Genomic DNA, 20,625 nt, shown 5'->3' on the forward strand with positions numbered 1-20,625 from the left:
TTTCTTCACGCCGCCAACAAAGTGGCAGCTTAAAGGATGACGTGTATTAACCGCCGTGATAAATACGCTGCGGTCTGCCTACTTTACCGTGAATAATTTCCGCAATAATCAAATGACGGCTGGCACAGTACTCGAGGTAGCGCCTGGAGGTGGTACGGCTGATGGTGAGAGCCTGAGCGATCGTTTCCGCTGTGTGCTGTACCGTCGGATCGGCAAATAACTTCAACACCGCATTCAGGGTTAACGCATCAATCCCGGTCGGCAAATCACCTTTCGGCTCGCCACGGGCATAGGCATTAAACATTTCGTCAATCTGTTTTTGACTGGCGCTGTCATTACCGGCCAGCATGCGTCTGCGCTGTTGATAGCGCGTCAGCGTCTGCCCCAGGCGCTCGTAGGCTATGGGTTTGACCAGGTAATCAAACGCGCCGCTGCGCACAGCCTCGGAGACCGTTTCCATATCGCTGGCAGCCGTGGTAAACACGATGCCGCCCGGATAGCGCGCCTGAGTCAGCTCATGCAACAACGTAATTCCCTTGCCGTCCGGCAAGTAGTTATCGAGCAGTATCAGACCGGGTTTAAAACGCTCAATCATCATCCTTGCCTGTGCAAGATTACCCGCCAGCCATATCTGGCTAAATCCGGGTATATGGCGGATATATTCAGCATGCATTTCCGCCAGTAGCGTTTCATCCTCAACGATCAACAGCGTTAATGGTTCCGTCATTATTTTTTTTCACTTTCGGAAGAAATAAAGAAAATAAGGTACCGCAAGGGGAGTTATCTTCGAGCGTAATCACCCCATCACAGCGCCTCACATAACTTGCAATCAGATACAAACCGATGCCATGTTCACCGGGTTCATCGGTACGGGTGCTCACACCCTGCTCAAATATTTTTTCACGTAGCGCGTCCGGCACACCGCATCCCTGATCGGCAACTTCGATGACGACGTCATCCCCTTCATCACTCAAATAGAGTTCGACGACCTTGTTGCCTTGCTGGGTGCGCAAACTCGCTTCAAATGCATTATCAAGCAGATTGCCAACAATTGCTGCAAACTCTGTGCTATCCAGCCCCTCGGGGAGTTGATGCAACTGGCTGCCAGGAACGATGATCATAGTAAGGCCCAGCTCCCGCGCGCGCTGCACCTTGCCAAATAAGAGACCAGCGACCTGGCGATCGGCAAACGCACCGCGCAGGCTGTCAATCAGCTGCTGCTGCGCCTGGGATTCCCCCTGCACCATTGCCAGAACCCGATCATATTCTTTCATTTGCAGCAGGCCATTAATGGTCGACATCCAGTTCAGATGCTCATGGCGCAGCGTTCTCAGGCTTTCTACATACTGTTTGATTTGCGTTAATTGCGCATTAAGGGTAGCAATTTCATCTTTACTACGAAAACTGATGATGGCGCCGAGCAGCTCATCGCCGGAGCGAATCGCCTCCCGGTTGGCGATAACGCTCAGGCCATTAAAGTTCACCATTGCGTCCTGACGTTTTTCCGCAATCTGCTGGGTAAAAAAGTCTGCGGGTTTAACCACCTCGTTAACCGGTTTTCCCAGCCACTTTCGCCCAGGTGAAGACAACCCCAGCATCTTCCTCGCGCTGCGGTTTATTGCGGTGATATATCCATCAGGATCCACGGCAATCAACCCTTCATACACCGAGCTGAAGAGCGCTTCCTGTTGGCGCACCACCCGCGCGATTTGTTTGGGCTCCATCCCCAACATCTGCCGCCGAATATGGGCGGCAAAGAACCAGGAGAGCAGCATCAGTACCAGCAACAACAGAATAAACACCCCTGCCATGGGGAGTAAAAAGTCCGAACGCCAGCTGTCGATTTTACTGATTAGATAGCCAATGGAGACAACACCAATGATTTTACCATCGTTGTCAAAGATCGGGGTTTTGGCGCGCATCGCCATCCCAATCGACCCTTTGCCGGTAATAAAATAACTCTCCCCTTTTTCCAGCGCACCAGGCTTGGTGAACTGCATCGGGTAGCCAATTTTTTCCGGATTCGGATGATAAAGCCGGATAGAGTGGGTATCCCCGATAACCACATAGTCAAAGTCAGTCCCGCTCTGCAGTTTGTCGGCAATGGTCGCCAGACGCTTGTAATCGCGATGTTTCACCGCAGTGATGATACTGTCGTTAGAGGCGATGATTTTGGCCTGGTTCATCGCCATATCTCGGACATGCGTTGCCAGATAATCCTCAAAGCTGGCGGTAAAGTATTGCGCTAGCGCGGCGATAATAAAAACGGAAACGACCAAAATAAGCAGAAAGATACGCAATGGAAATGCCAGGCGACGAAAAAAAGGAAACCTTGTTTTATTTTTCTGTTCTGTCATCACCCCTTCCCTCACCGACATTAACCAAAACTTATTTATCATTGTAGTTGTAATTAAAATGTTCTATTTACACGTTACGGTATAAAGCAAGATCGTTGCAGATTCCCCACCTTAAATCAATTAAACAAATAAAAACCACCGGTTATTTGGGGGTTAAATTAATTAAAAAACTTAAAACCATAAAACACATTAAAACCTTCTAACTTATTGTGAAATAAATCAAAAATTACCTCCAAAATACCCCTTACGATGTATGCATCAGGGAAAAAAAGAAATACTCGGTAATAAAAAACCATTCCCTTCAATTGCGAACAAAACGTTATCAAGTTGCTAAGCGGAGCAACAAAAACAGAAACCCAGTAACAAAATATAGCATCGGGACTCTTTTCACTATGTTCGGTAATAATATATTCACGCAAGTTAAACGCTCAGAAAATAAAAAGATGGCGGCTATCGCGCAATTTCTGAAAGAAAATGATTTGAGCGTTGATACCACCGTTGAAGTATTTATCACCGTCACCCGTGATGACCGCCTGATCGCCTGTGGCGGTATTGCTGGCAATATCATTAAGTGTGTCGCCATCTGCGAATCCGTACGCGGCGAAGGCTTAGCGCTGACACTGGCGACCGAGTTAATCAACCTCGCCTATGAGCGCCACTGTACGCACCTCTTCATCTATACCAAAACCGAGTACGAATCGCTGTTTAAACAGTGTGGCTTTTCTACGCTGACCAGCGTTCCCGGCATTATGGTGCTGATGGAAAACAGCACCACGCGTCTGAAGCGTTACGCTGAATCTCTGGCAAAACTGCGTCGTGAAGGGAAAAAAATTGGTTGTATCGTCATGAACGCCAACCCCTTCACCAACGGACACCGTTTTCTGATCCAACAGGCAGCCGCACAATGTGACTGGCTGCATCTGTTTTTGGTCAAAGAGGATACTTCGCGTTTTCCGTATGAAGACCGACTGGATCTGGTGCTTAAAGGAACAAAAGACATTCCACGTTTAACCGTGCATCGCGGTTCGGAATATATCATTTCCCGCGCCACATTCCCGTGCTACTTCATCAAAGAGCAGAGCGTTATTAACCACTGCTACACCGAAATTGACCTGAAAATCTTCCGCCAATATCTGGCCCCGGCTCTCGGCGTTACGCACCGCTTCGTCGGTACCGAGCCGTATTGCACCGTCACCTCCCAGTACAACAACGATATGCGTTACTGGCTGGAGACCCCAACGCTTCCCGCCCCACCAATTGAACTGGTGGAAATTGAGCGGCTGTGTTTCCAGGAGATGCCGATTTCCGCCTCCTGGGTGCGCAAGCTGCTGGTTAAAAAAGATCTCACGGCTATCGCATCCCTGGTCCCTGACGCCACGCTGCACTACTTGCAAAGCATGGTTGAACGAGCCTCATCGGGTGCGGCAGTCCGCCAAAATACCCCCGCATTAGCAACAGGTGAAAAATGAAAATAAACCAGGCAGCCGTCGCAGGCACACTTGAGTCCGGTGATGTGATGATTCGCATCGCCCCACTCGATTCGCAGGATATTGACCTGCAGGTTAACAGTAGCGTCGAAAAACAGTTCGGTGATGCCATCCGGACCACCATTCTGGACGTTCTGTCCCGCTACAACGTACGCGGCGTGCAATTAAATGTTGATGATAAAGGCGCACTGGACTGCATTTTACGTGCGCGACTGGAAGCACTACTGGCCCGCGCTGGTGGTATTTCGGCACTGCCATGGGAGGATTGCCAGTGATTTCCGCATCTTTACATCAACGTAAAACCCGTACCCGCCGCAGCATGCTGTTCGTACCTGGTGCCAATGCCGCCATGGTCAGCAACTCGTTCATCTACCCGGCAGATGCGTTGATGTTCGACCTCGAAGACTCCGTCGCGCTGCGCGAGAAAGATACTGCCCGCCGTATGGTGTATCACGCCCTGCAGCATCCGCTGTATCACGACGTTGAAACTATCGTGCGTGTAAACGCCCTCGACTCCGAATGGGGCATTAACGATCTCGAAGCCGTGGTACGCGGTGGTGCAGACATCGTGCGTTTACCGAAAACTGATACCGCGCAGGATGTCATCGACATCGAAAGCGAAATTCTGCGTATCGAGAAAGCCTGTGGCCGTGAGCCCGGCAGCACCGGTCTGTTAGCCGCTATCGAATCGCCGTTAGGCATTACCCGCGCGGTAGAAATTGCCCACGCTTCCGAGCGTCTGATCGGCATTGCTCTGGGTGCGGAAGATTATGTGCGTAACCTGCGTACTGAGCGCTCGCCGGAGGGTACTGAACTGCTGTTTGCCCGCTGTTCTATTTTGCAGGCGGCACGCTCTGCCGGTATTCAGGCGTTCGACACCGTGTATTCCGATGCCAACAACGAAGCAGGTTTCCTGCACGAAGCTGCACACATCAAGCAGTTGGGTTTTGACGGTAAATCGCTGATCAACCCGCGCCAGATCGAACTCCTGCACAACCTGTACGCCCCAACGCGCAAAGAGCTGGCTCATGCGCGCCTGGTCGTGGAGGCAGCTGAAGCCGCCGCTCGCGAGGGTCGTGGCGTAGTTTCCCTCAACGGCAAAATGGTCGACAGCCCGGTTATCGAGCGCGCCCTTCTGGTTATCTCCCGTGCAGAACTTTCAGGCATTCGCGAAGAATAAGGCAAAAAAATGACGCAGAAAATCGAACAGTCTCAACGCCAGGATCGCGTGGCGACCTGGAGCCGTCATGCAGAAAGTGAGCTTTCCGCTTATCAGAGCACCGCAAAAGTAGAATTACAGGCGCAAAAACCGCGCGACAAAAAGCTGTGCGCTAACCTGGAAGACGCCATTCGTCGTTCGGGTTTACAGGATGGCATGACCATCTCTTTCCACCACGCTTTCCGCGGTGGCGATCTGACGATTAATCTGGTGATGGACGCCATCGCCAGGATGGGTTTCAAAAACCTGACGCTGGCCTCCAGCTCTCTGAGCGATTGCCATGCACCACTGGTTGAGCACATCCGTCAGGGTGTAGTCAGCCGTATTTATACCTCCGGGTTGCGTGGCCCGCTGGCGGAAGAGATCTCCCGTGGCCTGCTGGCAGAACCAGTCCAGATCCACTCCCACGGTGGCCGTGTACACCTGGTACAAAGCGGCGAACTCAGCATTGATGTCGCCTTCCTCGGCGTACCGTCCTGCGATCAGTTTGGTAACGCCAACGGTTATACCGGTAAAGCATGCTGCGGCTCACTGGGCTATGCTCGCGTTGATGCCGAAAACGCAAAACAGGTTGTCCTGCTGACAGAACAGCTACTGACCTACCCACATAACCCGGCGAGCATTACGCAGGATCAGGTGGATCTGATCGTCCAGATCGATCAGGTTGGCGATGCAGACAAAATCGGTGCTGATGCGACCCGCATGACCACCAACCCACGTGAACTGTTAATCGCCCGTAGCGCAGCAGACGTCATTGTTAACTCCGGCTACTTCAATGAAGGCTTCTCACTGCAGACAGGAACCGGCGGCGCCTCTTTGGCCGTGACGCGTTTCCTGGAAGACAAAATGCGCAGCCGCGATATCCGTGCTGACTTCGCGCTGGGCGGCATCACCGCCACCATCGTGGATCTGCACGAAAAAGGTCTGATCCGCAAACTGCTGGACGTGCAGAGCTTCGACCGTAACGCGGCTGAGTCGCTGGCCCGCAACCCAAACCACATTGAAATCAGTGCCAACCAGTATGCCAACTGGGGCTCGAAAGGCGCATCTGTCGATCGTCTGGACGTCGTGGTACTGAGTGCGCTGGAAGTTGACACCAGCTTCAACGTTAACGTCCTGACCGGCTCTGACGGCGTACTGCGCGGCGCATCCGGTGGTCACTGCGATACCGCAGTTGCCGCTGCGCTCTCCATCATTGTTGCTCCACTGGTTCGCGGACGCATTCCGACGCTGGTTGATAACGTCCTGACCTGCGTAACGCCGGGCTCCAGCGTCGATATCCTGGTCACTGACCACGGTATCGCCGTCAACCCTGCGCGTCCTGAACTGGCAGAACGTCTGAAAGAAGCTGGTATGAAAGTGGTATCCATTGAATGGCTGCGCGAACGAGCTCAGCAACTTACTGGTCAACCACGCGCTATCGAATTCACCGATCGTGTGATTGCCGTTGTGCGTTATCGCGATGGCTCGGTGATTGACGTTGTGCATCAGGTGAAGGAATAAGCCATGCACCTGCTCCCTGAATTCGCCACCCAACACGCGGTTTCGATTCCCGAGCTGCTCGCCAGCCGCGATGAGAGACAAGCAAGGCAACATGCCTGGCTGACGCGCCACCACGCGCCACTGGTCTCATTCACTGTGGTTGCACCGGGTCCGATTAAAGACAGCGCATTAACCCGTCGCATCTTTAATCACGGCGTAACCGCCCTGCTCGCACTGGCAGAAAAATCTGCCTGGATTATCAGGGAGCAAACAGCGCTGGTTTCGGCCAGCGGTCCGGAAGGTCTTTTGTCTATTGAGGCTCCGGCCCATGACCTCAAGCTCGCCACCATTGAGCTTGAGCATTCTCACCCGCTGGGACGGTTGTGGGACATCGATGTCCTGACCCCAGAAGGGGAAATTCTGTCCCGGCGTCATTTCGCACTCCCTGCCCGTCGCTGTCTGCTGTGCGGGCAAAGTGCTGCCGACTGTGCGCGGGGTAAAACTCACGCGCTTTCCGATTTACTGACTCAAATGGAGGCACTGCTGCATGATGCCGATTCCCGCAACATCACCCCATAACGCAGTCCTTCCTCTGGATCTCCCGGATGCCTACGCAACGCTTGCGTGGCGCGCCATGTTGACTGAAGTCAACCTGTCGCCCAAACCGGGTCTGGTGGATCGTTTTAACAACGGCGCACATAAAGATATGGCGCTGGAAGATTTCCATCGCAGCGCTGAGGCGATTCAGGCCTGGCTGCCGCGTTTTATTGAATACGGGGCGTTTAGCGCGCAATTGTCGCCTGAAGATGTGCTGCAAGGGCTGCGGCCGCTGGGCATGGCCTGCGAAGCCGACATGTTTCGCGCCACCGCCGGGGTGAACACCCATAAAGGGAGCATCTTTTCACTGGGACTACTGTGTGCCGCCATTGGCCGCCTGCTCCAGCTAGGCCTGACCGTCACTCCTGAAATCCTTTGCTCTACGGCAGCCGCATTTTGCCGTGGCCTGACCGAGCGCGAACTGCGCCAGAATAATCAACAACTCACGGCTGGCCAACGTCTTTATCAGCAACTGGGATTAACCGGCGCACGAGGTGAAGCCGAAGCGGGTTACCCGTTAGTCATCCAGCATGCTCTGCCGCACTACCGTGCCCTGCTGGCACAGGGGCGCGATCCTGAACTGGCGTTACTCGATACGTTACTGCTGCTGATGTCCATCAATGGCGATACCAACGTGGCCTCTCGCGGTGGCGCTGAAGGTCTGCGCTGGCTACAACAACAGGCCGCCACACTGTTGCAGCAAGGGGGAATTCGCACCCCTGCCGATCTCGAATACCTGCGCCAGTTCGACCAACAGTGCATTGAACGCAATCTCAGCCCTGGAGGCTGTGCCGATCTGCTGATCATCACCTGGTTCTTAGCTCAGATTTCACAAGTTCATCATTATCACAATTAAAGATCCTTTCCGGAGAATCACACACATGTCTTTAGCAAAAGATAAAATATGGAAGTTGCTGGCCCCACTGATCGTCATGGGCGTCATGTTTCTTATCCCCGTCCCTGATGGAATGCCCCCGCAGGCCTGGCACTACTTTGCCGTGTTCGTGGCAATGATTGTCGGGATGATCCTTGAGCCAATCCCGGCAACAGCGATTAGCTTTATCGCCGTAACGATCTGCGTCATCGGCAGCAACTATCTGCTATTTGATGCTTCAGAGCTGGCCGACCCGGCGTTTAAAGCGGGTAAGCAAGCGCTGAAATGGGGTCTGGCAGGCTTCTCCAGCACGACCGTGTGGCTGGTGTTTGGCGCGTTTATTTTCGCGCTGGGCTATGAAGTCACCGGTCTGGGTCGCCGTATCGCGTTGTTTATGGTGAAATTCATGGGGAAACGTACCCTGACGCTGGGCTATGCGATTGTTATTATCGACATTTTGCTGGCGCCGTTTACACCATCTAACACCGCGCGTACCGGTGGGACCGTATTCCCGGTTATCAAAAACCTGCCGCCGCTGTTTAAATCATTCCCAAACGATCCTTCCGCGCGCCGTATCGGCGGATATCTGATGTGGATGATGGTTATCAGTACCAGCCTGAGCTCCTCTATGTTCGTAACCGGCGCTGCGCCTAACGTGCTGGGTCTGGAATTCGTCAACAAAATTGCCGGTATTCAAATCAGCTGGTTGCAGTGGTTCCTCAGCTTCCTGCCAGTTGGTATTATTTTGCTGATCGTTGCTCCGTGGCTGTCCTATGTTCTGTACAAGCCAGAAGTTACGCACAGTGCTGAAGTTGCCGCATGGGCTGGTGATGAACTGAAAACCATGGGTAAATTGACCCGTAAAGAGCTGACTCTGATCGGTCTGGTTATACTGAGCCTGGGTCTGTGGGTTTTCGGTGGTAAGCTGATTGACGCAACCGCAGTGGGCCTGCTGGCAGTCTCCCTGATGCTGGCGCTGCACGTGGTACCGTGGAAAGACATTACCCGCTATAACAGCGCATGGAACACCCTGGTCAACCTTGCCACACTGGTCGTTATGGCGAATGGATTAACCCGTTCAGGCTTTATCGACTGGTTCGCCAACACCATGAGTACGCACCTGGAAGGCTTCTCGCCTAACGCGACCGTAATCGTGCTGGTGCTGGTGTTCTACTTTGCTCACTACCTGTTTGCCAGTCTTTCTGCACACACCGCCACCATGCTGCCGGTTATTCTGGCGGTTGGTAAAGGTATCCCGGGCGTTCCGATGGAACACCTGTGTATCTTGCTGGTGCTGTCCATCGGTATCATGGGCTGTCTGACTCCGTATGCAACAGGCCCTGGCGTAATCATCTACGGCTGTGGTTATGTGAAATCCAAAGACTACTGGCGTCTGGGTGCTATCTTCGGCGTTATCTACATCTCTATGCTTCTGCTGGTCGGCTGGCCGATTCTGGCAATGTGGAGCTAATCATTTCGGTTCACGCCTGATGAAAATGATGCCAGTCAGCTGAACCTGACTGGCATTTTTTATGATTAAATAGATGATATTCAGAATTTATATAAGTATTCGACATCATCATGAGATCAACATGGCGTTATTCTTCGTTGCTGGCAGCACTTCTGCTGCCAGTTTCTGCGGCTCAGGCCGATGAACTTCAGGCAAAACAGTACGCTGATTTTGACAGCTACGTGCTGGCCCTCTCCTGGCAAACCGGATTTTGTCAGAGCCAGCATGAGCGTAATCGTCAGGAGCCTGACGAATGTCGCCTGCAAAAAGAGAGCGCGAACAAAGCGGATTTCCTGACCGTTCACGGTTTATGGCCCAGCCTGCCAAAATCTATCGCCGCCCGGGGAGTCGACAACCGCCGCTGGATGCGTTTTGGCTGCGCGACGCGACCAATTCCCAACCTACCTGAAGCGCGCGCCAGCCGTAAATGCGCGGCACCTGAAACGGGACTTTCTCTGGAAAGCGCGGCAAAGCTCAGCGCCGTAATGCCCGGCGCCGGTGGGAGATCCTGTCTGGAGCGTTACGAGTATGCCAAACATGGCGCCTGTTTCGGTTTTGACCCCGACGCGTACTTCGGCACGATGGTACGGCTGAATAATGAGGTTAAAAACAGCGAAGCTGGCAAGTTCCTGGCAGACAACTACGGTAAAACCGTCAGCCGTAGCGCATTTGACGCCGCCGTCGCCAAAAGCTGGGGTAAAGAGAACGTTAAAGCCGTGAAGTTAAGCTGCCACGGTAATCCGGCTTATCTCACGGAGATCCAGTTATCTCTGAAAGCCGACACCATCAACCAGACGTTATCCGCACAGTCATTCTTACCGCAACCGCATCCGGGTAACTGTGGTAAACAGTTTATTATCGACAAAGTGGGATACTAAACAGCCTGATCGAACACTACGCTGCTCCCTCGTCGGGCGGAACAGCGTAGTACGTCCCCAAAGATTAAGACTGAATAAAGTTGAGCAGATCGCCGTTGATCTGATGTTTATGGGTGGTGCAAATGCCATGCGATCCACCAACATACACCTTCAGTTGCGAGTCCGGTAATATTTCCGCCGCGACCTTCCCGCAGGTTTCAAACGGGACAATCTGATCGTCATCACCGTGGATCACCAGCGTCGGGATAGTCATCTTTTTGAGATCCTCACGCAGGTCAGTTTCTGAAAACGCATGGATACAGTCGTACAACGCTTTGATGGAGCCTTGTAAGCCCTGTGCAACAAAGCTTTCGCGTACGGCTTTCGACTCATTTACGCCCGGTCGGTTGTAGCCATAGAATGCTGCGGTCAGTTCATAGAAAAAGGCAGCGCGATCGTTTATCACCCCTTCACGGATACCCTCAAACACCTCTTTCGGCACGCCGTTTGGATTAAAATCGGTCTTGATCATAATGGGCGTCACCGCGCCGATTAATACCGCTTTTGCTACCCGTTGCGTTCCATGGCGACCAATGTACCGCGCCACTTCCCCACCGCCCGTAGAGTGTCCGACATGGACGGCATCTTTAAGATTGAGATACGCGGTAAGTTCAGCCAGATCGTCAGCATACTGATCCATATTGTGACCATCCCAGGGTTGGGCCGAGCGCCCATGCCCACGCCTGTCATGGGCGATCACACGAAATCCTTTCGACGCGAGGAACAACATCTGATCCTCAAACGCATCCGCCGTCAGCGGCCAACCATGACTAAAGACAATGGGCTGTCCACTTCCCCAGTCTTTAAAATGCAAATAGCTGCCGTCTTTCAAGGTTAGTTTGTCGTACTGGCTCATGAGATCTCCTGTCGCGGAACACTGAGTTGTTTGACGCGCCCGCAGCGAGCGCTTAAAAAGCATAATGCAAATTGGAGAACGATCACGTTTTTCGGCTAAAATCACACCATACGCGACAATATTGATGATTTGCCTGAATGTGAACTAAATCACTTCAAACATGGGGTAAGTCTCAGTATCATCATAAAAGCTAAACCCTTGCCGCCTGACGGTGAGGGTTTTCTTTTGGGATTATTTACCTGCGCACCCGCAGTATCGACGACATGGAGTAATAAATGTCCAGACCAACTATCATCATTAACGACCTCGATGCGGAACGCATTGACCGCCTGTTGGAGCAACCTGCGTTTGCTGGTTTACCGATTGCCGACGCCCTGAACGCCGAGCTGGATCGTGCCCAAATGTGTTCTCCAGAAACCATGCCGCACGATGTTGTGACCATGAACAGCCGCGTGAAATTCCGCAATCTGAGTGATGGCGAAGTCCGCGTGCGTAGCCTGGTGTATCCAGCTAATATGACTGACAGCAGCACACAGCTTTCGGTAATGGCGCCGGTTGGCGCTGCACTTTTGGGTCTGCGCGTTGGCGACACCATTCACTGGGAACTGCCAGGCGGGACATCAACACATCTCGAAGTCATTGAGCTTGAGTACCAACCTGAAGCTGCTGGCGATTACCTGCGCTAACTCTGTCTTATCAAAGCGACTCGCTTTATCTTACAGGGGATGCATCCGCATCCTCTTTCCGGTTAGCCCCAGTTCCTTGTTTTTCTTCCTGTTCGCAAAACATAAATCTGTGTCGTGACTGACAGAATCATTTTTAATACTATGCTGTTATGTGTTCATGTAATGACAAGGAGAATGTTTATGTACAACACAATCATAATGCCTGTTGATGTATTCGAGATGGAACTGAGCGATAAGGCTATTCGCCATGCAGAATTTCTGGCACAGGAAAAAGGCGTTATCCATCTGCTGCACGTGTTGCCAGGATCGGCGAGCTTAAGTCTGCATCGCTTTGCCGCTGACGTTCGTCGTTTTGAAGAGCATCTGCAACACGAAGCGGAATCCCGTCTGCAAACGATGGTCGGTCATTTCAGTATCGATCCTTCTCGTATCAAACAACACGTCCGCTTTGGCAGCGTACGTGACGTGGTCAACGAGTTAGGTGAAGAGTTGAATGCGGATGTCGTTGTCATTGGGTCACGCAATCCATCAATCAGCACCCATCTGCTAGGCTCAAACGCGTCCAGCGTTGTTCGCCACGCAACACTGCCGGTGCTGGTTGTCCGCTAACAGCCGCTGATTTACTATCTTTGCGATAGATAGAAAACCCCTGCCAGGTTAACCGCCTGACAGGGGTTTTTATTCGCTCACAATCAATACAAGTGACCGATATTCACAATGGTACTGACCGTATCGCCAAAGAACGTCAGACGACTCAGAAACAGACCAACAAACAGCAGAACAAAAAGCGCTTTTGCACGACGCTCTCCCTGGCGGCTGAGTACAAAGGCCACCGCCAGACAAACCAAACTTGCCAGATAAAGCGGCGACGTCAGCCAGGCATGCGCCGTCATCTGCATGATAGTACCGCCGCTTAACCAGATAATCGGCGCGGCAATCATGACCGCCAGACAAGCGACAATCCCCTGGCGTAATGCGGCAATGGCAGGCGTGAGATTAAGCAACGGAATCGCGGCACACCCCATCACCCACACCGTGATGAAGAACAGCAGCATCGTCAGACCATTGGCGATCGCCGCCATAGCTGGGGCCGCATAAGTCATCCCCTGTACCGCCACCAGCGCGATCCCGAGAATGGATGCCAGTAAAGCTGGGGCTTTGTGCCCTTTCGCCAAAAACGTCACGCCCACCGCCGCGCCGTATAAGGTTGCGCCAAGAATTTCACGGCTCAGCCAGGCGTGCTGCAGGTTTATCAGGGCGTTGTAGGCGCGATCCGGATGCGCAAGGTGCAATACTGCCGCCACGGACGCAGCAGCCAGAACCAGCCCGCTTATCAGCCAATACAGGCGCTTGCTCTCCAGTTTTCCCTGCAAGGCACGCAGCGTCAGAATGAGTGTGATCCCAACCGACATCTGGCTCAATACGGTAAAAATAACCAGCGGAAGTTCATACTTTTCCATTACTTGCCCTCCGGCTGCTTCGGTTGGCGCGCAAGGATAAAACGCGTGCCCGGATTCAGCTGCGGCATACGCGGGAATCCCGGCGGATACTGTACGGCATTATTGGGGATCGGGTCGGCATCCAGGTCGATAAGCGTCAGCGCACCGACCGGACAGGCATTCACGCACGCCGGCTGCATACCAACATCAAGTCGCTCGTAGCACATGCTGCATTTTTCCGCTTTCTTCGTCTCCTCATTAAAGCGCGGCGCACCGTATGGGCAGTTGCGGATACAGTTTTTGCATCCGATACAGCGCTCCGGGTTATGCACCACTACACCATCTTCACGTTTGGTATACGCCTCTACCGGACACGCCGCCAGACAGGCTGGGTTTTCGCAGTGATTACAGGCCAGCGAATAAAATGCTCGCTCTTCATGCGGATAAATTTCTTTATCCAATGGATAGACATAGCGCCAGAAGCGTTCAGGCTCCAACTGGTTAAAACTCTTACACGCCATCGCACAGCCACGGCAGCCGATGCACTTATCGCTATTGACTAAAAACGCGCGTCTCATGCCGCTGCTCCTTTACTTACCAAAATGATGTCCGCAAACTGACTGTGGATCGCCGCACCCGGTGCGCCGGTTTTCATCAACCCCATATCGGCTGGGGTATCAGCCACCACGTTTTGTACGTTGTATTTGCGTTTCGGGAACCACGCCTCATACATCACCAGGAAATCTTCCGGTACGTTAGCGGTGACCTTCGCACGCAGTTCCACTTCTCCGGCGGTGTTAAACACTTTCACCAGGTCGTTTTCAGTAATTCCTCTTTTCGCTGCGGAAAGCGGATGCATATAAACAAACGGCTCCGGATAGAAAACCTGCATCCAGTCAAGGTTGATAAACTGGGAATGGATACCGAACTGCACATGTGGCGTAAACAGGTGGAATGGCAAGGTGCTTTTGGCTTCCGGTTTGTACTCCGGCAGCGCAGTATGACCATTTTTCTCGCATAGCTCAGATTTGAACTCAAACTTGCCGGAGGGCGTTTTGAACTTGCGGTCATACCAGGCCGCAGAGCTTGGTAGAATGGCTTTTTTCGGGCCGTCCAGCAGATCGTCCCAGGAAGAGATACCAAACATTTTGCCCATCCCGTCATTGAATTCCTGATCCAACCAACGTTTATGATCGAACTCCTGCGGGAACGTACAGGAACCCGGCTCCAGTTTGTTGATCGTGCGGGAAAGTAAAACGGCAATTTCCAGGTCGCATTTCGCCTCATACATCGGCTTAATGGCTGGCTGGTTGATAGAGAGCCAGTAGTGCCAGTAAGAGGCGTCTACGTTCCACTCTTCAAATGCGGTAGTCACCGGCAAAACGATATCGGCATGCCCAACGGTTTCGTTAAAGAACTGATCGGCGCACACCACCATTTCCAGTTTTTCGAACGCTTTTTCCATCTTGCTACGATCAAAATCCTGAGCAAACGGGTTCTTACAAGCGACCCAAAGCATGCGCACAGGGGGATCGTTGGCATCAAGCAACCCTTGTGCCGTCTGGTTGATATTAAGCGAACGATCGGAATATTGCGCAACTGCGCCCGCGGCGCCAAATTCGCTGGTTGCCCCAGCAGCACCGGGCATACCAACAGAACCTACCGGCGGTTTCTGCAGCATGGCATTGTAGTTAAAGCCCCAGGTATGCAGGTGACCATAACGCGCCCCGCCGCCTTCAACCCCAATATTGCCGGTCATTGCCACAAAGGCATCAATCGCACGGACGTTTGCGCCGCCGTTGACATGGCGCTGCATACCGTAGCCAATCCACACGGTGGCAGGATTAACTGCGGTAAATTCTTCCGCCAATTGACGAACAACATCAGCGGAAAGACCACAGATTTCAGCGGCCCACTCAACGGTCACATTGTTGCGCAGATAGGCTTCGAATTCCGGATAACCGTGGGAATAGTTATTGACGAAATCCTGATCCACCAGACCTTTATCCACCAGATGGCGCGCCATTCCCAACGCCAGAGCGCCATCTGAGCCTGGACGTACACGCAAGTAGAGATCGGCTTTCGCGGCAGTCTGGGTTAACAGCGGATCGATAACGACCACTTTTGCGCCTTTTTCCCGCGCCTGATAGACATATTTCATGGTGTGCATTGAACACCAGGCCGGGTTAGCCCCCCAGATGATGATGTATTTGGCTTTCACCATATCTTCCGGGTCGTTACACCACATGTCGCCCATGTCATAGTTCTGCGCGTCAATACCGGCCGGCCAGCACGGCGTTCCGGCAAAACGGGTGGTGTAGCCCAGCGAAGACATCATGCCTTCAACGGCATAGTTCAGCACACCGAATTTGCCGGAGTACTTAGTCAGCGCCAGACCCAGCATTGAGCCGTCTTTCTTTTTGATCTCCAGCATCTTGGTCGCAATACGCTGCATTGCGTCTTCCCATGAGATGCGACGCCAGTTCCCGCTACCGCGAACATCCTGAACCATCGGATATTTAATACGATCCGGACTATAGACGCGACGGGGATAAGTCAGGCCTTTTACACAAGGAGTACCGTGTGTAAATGTTGACTCCGGCGCCCCTTCGACAAAGGTGATGACACCGTCTTTCACCCAGGTTTTCAGGCTACAGGTGTCATAGCAGTTACGCGGACAAGCGTTGCGATAAATTTTGTAGGTTTTGGGGTTAAACGGGATTGGCGGTTGCGCCAATGCGCAGCGTGAAGTCAGCAATCCCCCTGGCAGGGCTGCGACCGTGCCAAGGGCAATCAACCCTTTCAAAAATGAACGTCTGTTCAGAACTCCCGGTTCATTACTCATATTGATACTCTCGTTTTTAATTCATCAAGCCAAGAAGACAATCTTCCCGCTACGTTTTTCAACGTGACGGTTTGTGCATTTATATTTATTTTTTCTATATACTTGGGCACCCACACCGCGACATACTCAGATGCATATCGAGTAAGGGTCACCTGGTATTCAGATGATGCTCTGGCATTAGCTGATAATAAAACCGCCAATTCCAATACACAGGAAATATGATCATCCGGAATATTATTCCTGTCATTTATAGATAAGCCCATATTTGCCATGAATTCCCGAATGCTTCGGGTTGATTTGCCCATTACGAGGGCATCTTCTTCAAGATAAACCGAGGCAAACGGCGCGGCCTTAAGCTTCTGCGGTCCGACAAACAGTGCATTGAAGTCGTACTCCACTTCCAGCCACTCCTGCTCTGTTAGCGACTCGGCATTTCTATCCAGGGCAGAATAAGCCTCTTTCAGCGCGTTACTGTCATAAGAGATAAAAAAGTCACGCAAAAATAACCCTGTCGATTCAAAGTTCGTCAGGGTTTTATATATTTCACCCATGAATTAACCAACCATTTATTCATAAAATAAATAAGAACATAATGTGGGTTAATATAATAAATGAAACGCTAACGCTTTCTTTGACTAAAAAAATGATCAGGCTAACTTAAGTAATGTTTTATGCGTTTTATTGTTTCAGGAATTGAAAATTTGTGAGCGGCGGAAATAAAAAAACCGCCAGCGGAAAACTGGCGGTTTTGGTATTGCAGGTGTGTCTTACTTTTTTATGCTACTGTCGTGCGAATCAGATAATCAAACGAACTCAATGATGCCTTGGCACCTTCGCCAGTCGCAATGATAATCTGCTTATACGGTACGGTGGTGCAATCACCGGCAGCAAAAACGCCCTTAACGCTCGTTTCGCACTTGGCATCAATGATGATTTCACCCATGCGATTACGCTCAACGGCACCTTCCAGCCAGTTGGTATTTGGCAACAGACCAATCTGTACAAAAATACCAGCCAGTTCTACGCTGTGAACATCGCCGCTTACGCGATCACGATACGCCAGACCAGTGACTTTGCTGCCATCGCCTTTCACTTCTGTCGTTTGCGCGTTCAGAATGATATCGACGTTTTTCAGACTGCGAAGTTTATTCTGCAGCACCTGATCGGCCTTCATTTCTGGAGCAAACTCCAGCAGCGTGACATGTTCAACAATACCAGCGAGGTCGATTGCGGCCTCAACACCAGAGTTACCGCCGCCAATCACTGCGACGCGCTTGCCTTTAAACAGCGGGCCATCGCAATGTGGGCAGTAGGTTACGCCCTTGGTACGATACTGATCTTCGCCCGGCACGTTCATGTTGCGCCATTTCGCACCAGTGGCAATGATAATACTGCGAGCTTTCAGCACTGCACCGGATGCCGTTTCGATCTGATGCAGACCGCCTTCCTGCGCCGCCGGGACCAGTTTGCTCGCGCTCTGGCTGTCGATCACATCAACATCATAATCATCAACGTGTGCTTTCAGCGCGCCGGCCAGTTTCTGACCTTCAGTTTTGGGCACCGAGATATAGTTTTCAATATCAACGGTATCAAGAACCTGACCACCAAAGCGTTCGCCCATCAGTCCGGTGCGAATACCTTTACGTGCAGAGTACACCGCCGCTGCCGCGCCCGCAGGACCAGAACCGACAATCAGCACATCATAGGCATCGCGCTTGTTCAGCTCTTCGGCTGCACGTTTTTCTGCACCGGTATCCACTTTCGCCACGATCTCAGTCAGCGTCATACGACCCTGACCGAACTCTTTGCCGTTCATATAGACCGCTGGAACGCCCATCACGTTGCGCTCGGTGATTTCGTTCTGGAATGTCCCGCCGTCAATCGCCGTATGCTTGATACGGGGGTTGAGTACAGACATCAGGTTCAGCGCTTGCACTACGTCCGGACAGTTATGGCAGGAAAGCGAATAATAGGTTTCAAACTCAAAATCACCGTCGAGATCGCGGATTTGCTCCAGCAACGCCTGCGCTTCTTTTGACGGATGACCGCCGGTCCACAGCAGCGCCAGCACCAGAGAGGTAAATTCATGACCCAGAGGAGAACCGGCAAAGCGTGGTCCCTGATGAGAACCGGGGTTAGTAATCAGAAACGATGGCTTACGTACCGCCAGAGTATTGTCTTCTTTGAAGGTGACTTTTTCTGACAATTCAGCAAGTTCAGTCAGCAGTTCCTTGATTTCTGCCGATTTAGCGCTGTCATCCAGCGTAGCAATCAACTCAACAGGTTTGGTCAGTTTCTCAAGGTAAGCCCTGAGCTGGGTTTTCATATTTGTGTCGAGCATTCTTCTTCCCTCTCTGAAAACATCATCATGCAAGCCGACTTCGCTGGACTGCATTAATGCAACTTGCATCATGGTGCTGGAATGAAATGGGCGCGTCTGCGCCCATTGATTGCCGGGTGGCACTTCGTTTACCGGCCTACGGTTTCATAGGCCTGTGCAAGCGCATCACCGCAAGGCAAAACTGGCTTAGATCTTGCCGACCAGATCTAAAGATGGCGCTAAGGTCGCTTCACCTTCTTTCCATTTCGCCGGGCAAACTTCACCTGGGTGAGAAGCGACGTACTGAGCAGCTTTAATTTTGCGCAGCAGGTCAGATGCATCACGGCCGATACCTTCAGCGGTAACTTCGATTGCCTGGATGATACCCTGCGGGTCAACAACGAAAGTTGCGCGATCAGCCAGACCTTCATCTTCACGCATGTTGTCGAAGTTACGGGTCAGGGCGCCAGTCGGGTCGCCGATCATCGCGTATTTGATTTTCGCGATAGTGTCAGAGCTGCTGTGCCATGCCTTGTGAGTGAAGTGGGTGTCAGTAGAGACGGAATAGACATCTACGCCCAGTTTCTGCAGTTCTTCATAATGGTCTGCAACGTCACCCAATTCGGTCGGGCATACGAAAGTAAAGTCAGCCGGGTAGAAGAAGAAGACGCTCCAGCGACCTTCGGTATCTTTCTCGGTTACTTCGATGAACTCACCGTTTTTGAACGCCTGGTTTTTGAAAGGTTTAATTTTAGTATTAATCAAAGACATCTGTACTTCCTCCGTGTTTTCGTTGAGAGATAAGTTAACGAAAATCTCTTCGCAGGGCTAATGCGTTTCCTTTATCAAATCAATAAGCGATAACTAACAACCCACTCAAACACATGTTGTGAACTTAACGATAAAAGTAAAAAAGGCCCCCTTTGCAGGGAGCCCCATTACCCGAGCTACCCGCAGGTAACATCAGTGCCAGCAGGACTGGCTATGTGTTGCGCTCTACATTACCTTAACAAAGGTCGTAACAGCGATTGGGATTACATCACCCAACTAAAGAAAGGGCAATCGATGGACGGTCGATCTTACCTATGGCTGCGATAGGTTTTACAACAGAGTCCCCTGTCCTTCTTATTTTATAAGGAAAATCAATGTTTAAACGCACCTTACTTTTAAGCCTGCTCCCTGCAGTGGTGTATGCCGAAGAACTGCCTGCTCCTGTTAAAGCGATTGAGAAACAGGGCATTACTATCCTGAAACCCTTCGACGCGCCGGGAGGAATGAAAGGCTATCTGGGAAAATACCAGGATATGGGCGTTACTATCTACGTCACGCCTGACGGTAAACATGCCATCTCGGGCTACATGTATAACGAAAAAGGAGAAAACCTCAGCAATGCGCTAATCGAAAAAGAGGTTTATGCCCCTGCAGGTCGCGAGATGTGGCAACGGATGGAAAAGGCATCCTGGATCCTGGACGGGAAAAAAGAGGCACCAGTCATTGTCTACGTGTTTGCCGATCCTTTCTGTCCTTATTGTAAACAATTCTGGCAGCAGGCGCGCCCGTGGGTGGATTCCGGAAAAGTTCAGTTGCGCACATTGCTGGTTGGCGTAATTAAACCCGAAAGTCCGGCTACCGCCGCTGCGATTCTGGCCGCAAAAGATCCGGCCAAAACCTGGCATGACTATGAGGCATCTGGTGGGAAAATAAAGTTGGAAATCCCGACCGCCGTCCCCCCAGAACAGATGAAAGTATTGAATATCAATCAAAAGTTGATGGATGACCTGGGGGCTAACGTAACGCCGGCTATCTATTACATGAGCAAGGACAATACGTTACAACAGGAGGTCGGGTTGCCCGATAAGGATAAATTAAACATTATCATGGGAAATAAATAAAGGTAATAGAATGAGTGATTGTTATCGTTCTCATTTCAATCACTCAGCACAATTCAAATTCCCCTCGTGAAAATTACGCAGATTGTGCTATTTTAGTTAAAGTTAATGATTCATTAAGCACAGAAACATAAACCACCAGAATAA

20 protein-coding genes are annotated in these 20,625 nt (G+C 51.7%); 11 read left to right on the forward strand and 9 right to left on the reverse strand.

Annotated elements, in window-relative coordinates; genetic code table 11:
* Positions 1-46: 46 nt before the first annotated feature.
* The gene (gene dpiA / locus OGY15_RS06190; protein WP_151218747.1) at positions 47-727 is read right to left on the reverse strand and encodes a two-component response regulator DpiA; all 681 of its coding nucleotides are present in this window, start codon (positions 725-727) and stop codon (positions 47-49) included.
* Entirely contained in the window at positions 696-2,357 is a 1,662-nt protein-coding gene (gene dpiB / locus OGY15_RS06195) for a sensor histidine kinase DpiB (RefSeq protein ID WP_286538796.1), read from the reverse strand. Before dpiB ends, dpiA begins: the two co-directional genes overlap by 32 nt.
* 392 nt (positions 2,358-2,749) lie before the next feature.
* On the opposite strand from dpiB, the gene citC reads away from it, so the two are divergent.
* The 8 genes from citC to rna all read left to right on the forward strand — a co-directional run bounded on the left by citC (position 2,750) and on the right by rna (position 10,404).
* Positions 2,750-3,826, forward strand: a complete 1,077-nt coding sequence (gene citC, locus OGY15_RS06200; protein WP_187252823.1) for a [citrate (pro-3S)-lyase] ligase — start codon at positions 2,750-2,752, stop codon at positions 3,824-3,826.
* Positions 3,823-4,119 carry a citrate lyase acyl carrier protein gene (gene citD / locus OGY15_RS06205; protein ID WP_151218745.1) on the forward strand — a complete coding sequence of 99 codons (297 nt, stop codon included), beginning with the start codon at positions 3,823-3,825 and terminating at the stop codon, positions 4,117-4,119. Before citC ends, citD begins: the two co-directional genes overlap by 4 nt.
* The gene (locus OGY15_RS06210; protein ID WP_286538798.1) at positions 4,116-5,024 is read left to right on the forward strand and encodes an aldolase/citrate lyase family protein; all 909 of its coding nucleotides are present in this window, start codon (positions 4,116-4,118) and stop codon (positions 5,022-5,024) included. The genes citD and OGY15_RS06210 overlap by 4 nt, the downstream gene beginning before the upstream one ends.
* 9 nt (positions 5,025-5,033) lie before the next feature.
* A complete protein-coding gene (citF, locus tag OGY15_RS06215; protein ID WP_187259426.1) occupies positions 5,034-6,566 on the forward strand; it encodes a citrate lyase subunit alpha in 1,533 nt (510 codons plus the stop codon).
* Between the two features lie 3 nt (positions 6,567-6,569).
* On the forward strand, positions 6,570-7,124 hold the full coding sequence (gene citX, locus OGY15_RS06220) for a citrate lyase holo-[acyl-carrier protein] synthase (protein ID WP_151218743.1): 555 nt from the start codon (positions 6,570-6,572) through the stop codon (positions 7,122-7,124).
* Positions 7,093-7,998, forward strand: a complete 906-nt coding sequence (gene citG, locus OGY15_RS06225; RefSeq protein WP_151218742.1) for a triphosphoribosyl-dephospho-CoA synthase CitG — start codon at positions 7,093-7,095, stop codon at positions 7,996-7,998. The genes citX and citG overlap by 32 nt, the downstream gene beginning before the upstream one ends.
* A gap of 25 nt (positions 7,999-8,023) precedes the next feature.
* Positions 8,024-9,487, forward strand: a complete 1,464-nt coding sequence (citT, locus tag OGY15_RS06230) for a citrate/succinate antiporter CitT (protein ID WP_151218741.1) — start codon at positions 8,024-8,026, stop codon at positions 9,485-9,487.
* A gap of 110 nt (positions 9,488-9,597) precedes the next feature.
* Positions 9,598-10,404, forward strand: a complete 807-nt coding sequence (gene rna / locus OGY15_RS06235; RefSeq protein ID WP_286538801.1) for a ribonuclease I — start codon at positions 9,598-9,600, stop codon at positions 10,402-10,404.
* A gap of 64 nt (positions 10,405-10,468) precedes the next feature.
* Here the strand turns inward: rna and OGY15_RS06240 are convergent, their stop codons facing one another.
* On the reverse strand, positions 10,469-11,299 hold the full coding sequence (locus tag OGY15_RS06240) for an alpha/beta fold hydrolase (RefSeq protein WP_151218739.1): 831 nt from the start codon (positions 11,297-11,299) through the stop codon (positions 10,469-10,471).
* A 275-nt stretch (positions 11,300-11,574) separates the two neighbouring features.
* On the opposite strand from OGY15_RS06240, the gene rnk reads away from it, so the two are divergent.
* A complete protein-coding gene (rnk, locus tag OGY15_RS06245) occupies positions 11,575-11,985 on the forward strand; it encodes a nucleoside diphosphate kinase regulator (RefSeq protein WP_286538803.1) in 411 nt (136 codons plus the stop codon).
* A gap of 180 nt (positions 11,986-12,165) precedes the next feature.
* Positions 12,166-12,594, forward strand: a complete 429-nt coding sequence (uspG, locus tag OGY15_RS06250) for a universal stress protein UspG (RefSeq protein WP_151218738.1) — start codon at positions 12,166-12,168, stop codon at positions 12,592-12,594.
* A gap of 83 nt (positions 12,595-12,677) precedes the next feature.
* Here the strand turns inward: uspG and OGY15_RS06255 are convergent, their stop codons facing one another.
* From OGY15_RS06255 to ahpC, 6 genes are all read right to left on the reverse strand, one after another.
* Positions 12,678-13,445 (reverse strand): dimethyl sulfoxide reductase anchor subunit family protein, encoded by a 768-nt coding sequence (locus OGY15_RS06255; RefSeq protein ID WP_210904815.1) that lies wholly within the window; start codon positions 13,443-13,445, stop codon positions 12,678-12,680.
* A complete protein-coding gene (locus tag OGY15_RS06260; protein ID WP_047412739.1) occupies positions 13,445-14,002 on the reverse strand; it encodes a 4Fe-4S dicluster domain-containing protein in 558 nt (185 codons plus the stop codon). Before OGY15_RS06260 ends, OGY15_RS06255 begins: the two co-directional genes overlap by 1 nt.
* Positions 13,999-16,269: a molybdopterin-dependent oxidoreductase gene (locus OGY15_RS06265; protein ID WP_151224916.1), complete on the reverse strand. Its 2,271-nt coding sequence runs from the start codon at positions 16,267-16,269 to the stop codon at positions 13,999-14,001. Before OGY15_RS06265 ends, OGY15_RS06260 begins: the two co-directional genes overlap by 4 nt.
* The gene (locus OGY15_RS06270; RefSeq protein ID WP_151224915.1) at positions 16,266-16,820 is read right to left on the reverse strand and encodes a TorD/DmsD family molecular chaperone; all 555 of its coding nucleotides are present in this window, start codon (positions 16,818-16,820) and stop codon (positions 16,266-16,268) included. Before OGY15_RS06270 ends, OGY15_RS06265 begins: the two co-directional genes overlap by 4 nt.
* 224 nt (positions 16,821-17,044) lie before the next feature.
* On the reverse strand, positions 17,045-18,610 hold the full coding sequence (gene ahpF / locus OGY15_RS06275) for an alkyl hydroperoxide reductase subunit F (protein ID WP_286538808.1): 1,566 nt from the start codon (positions 18,608-18,610) through the stop codon (positions 17,045-17,047).
* Positions 18,611-18,796: 186 nt separating this feature from the next.
* On the reverse strand, positions 18,797-19,360 hold the full coding sequence (gene ahpC, locus OGY15_RS06280) for an alkyl hydroperoxide reductase subunit C (protein ID WP_004859485.1): 564 nt from the start codon (positions 19,358-19,360) through the stop codon (positions 18,797-18,799).
* A 374-nt stretch (positions 19,361-19,734) separates the two neighbouring features.
* On the opposite strand from ahpC, the gene dsbG reads away from it, so the two are divergent.
* Entirely contained in the window at positions 19,735-20,481 is a 747-nt protein-coding gene (dsbG, locus tag OGY15_RS06285; RefSeq protein ID WP_151218735.1) for a thiol:disulfide interchange protein DsbG, read from the forward strand.
* Positions 20,482-20,625: the final 144 nt, after the last annotated feature.

The sequence above is a fragment of the Citrobacter sp. Cu231 genome (assembly GCF_030332265.1).
In the GTDB taxonomy this organism is placed as follows: domain Bacteria; phylum Pseudomonadota; class Gammaproteobacteria; order Enterobacterales; family Enterobacteriaceae; genus Citrobacter; species Citrobacter meridianamericanus.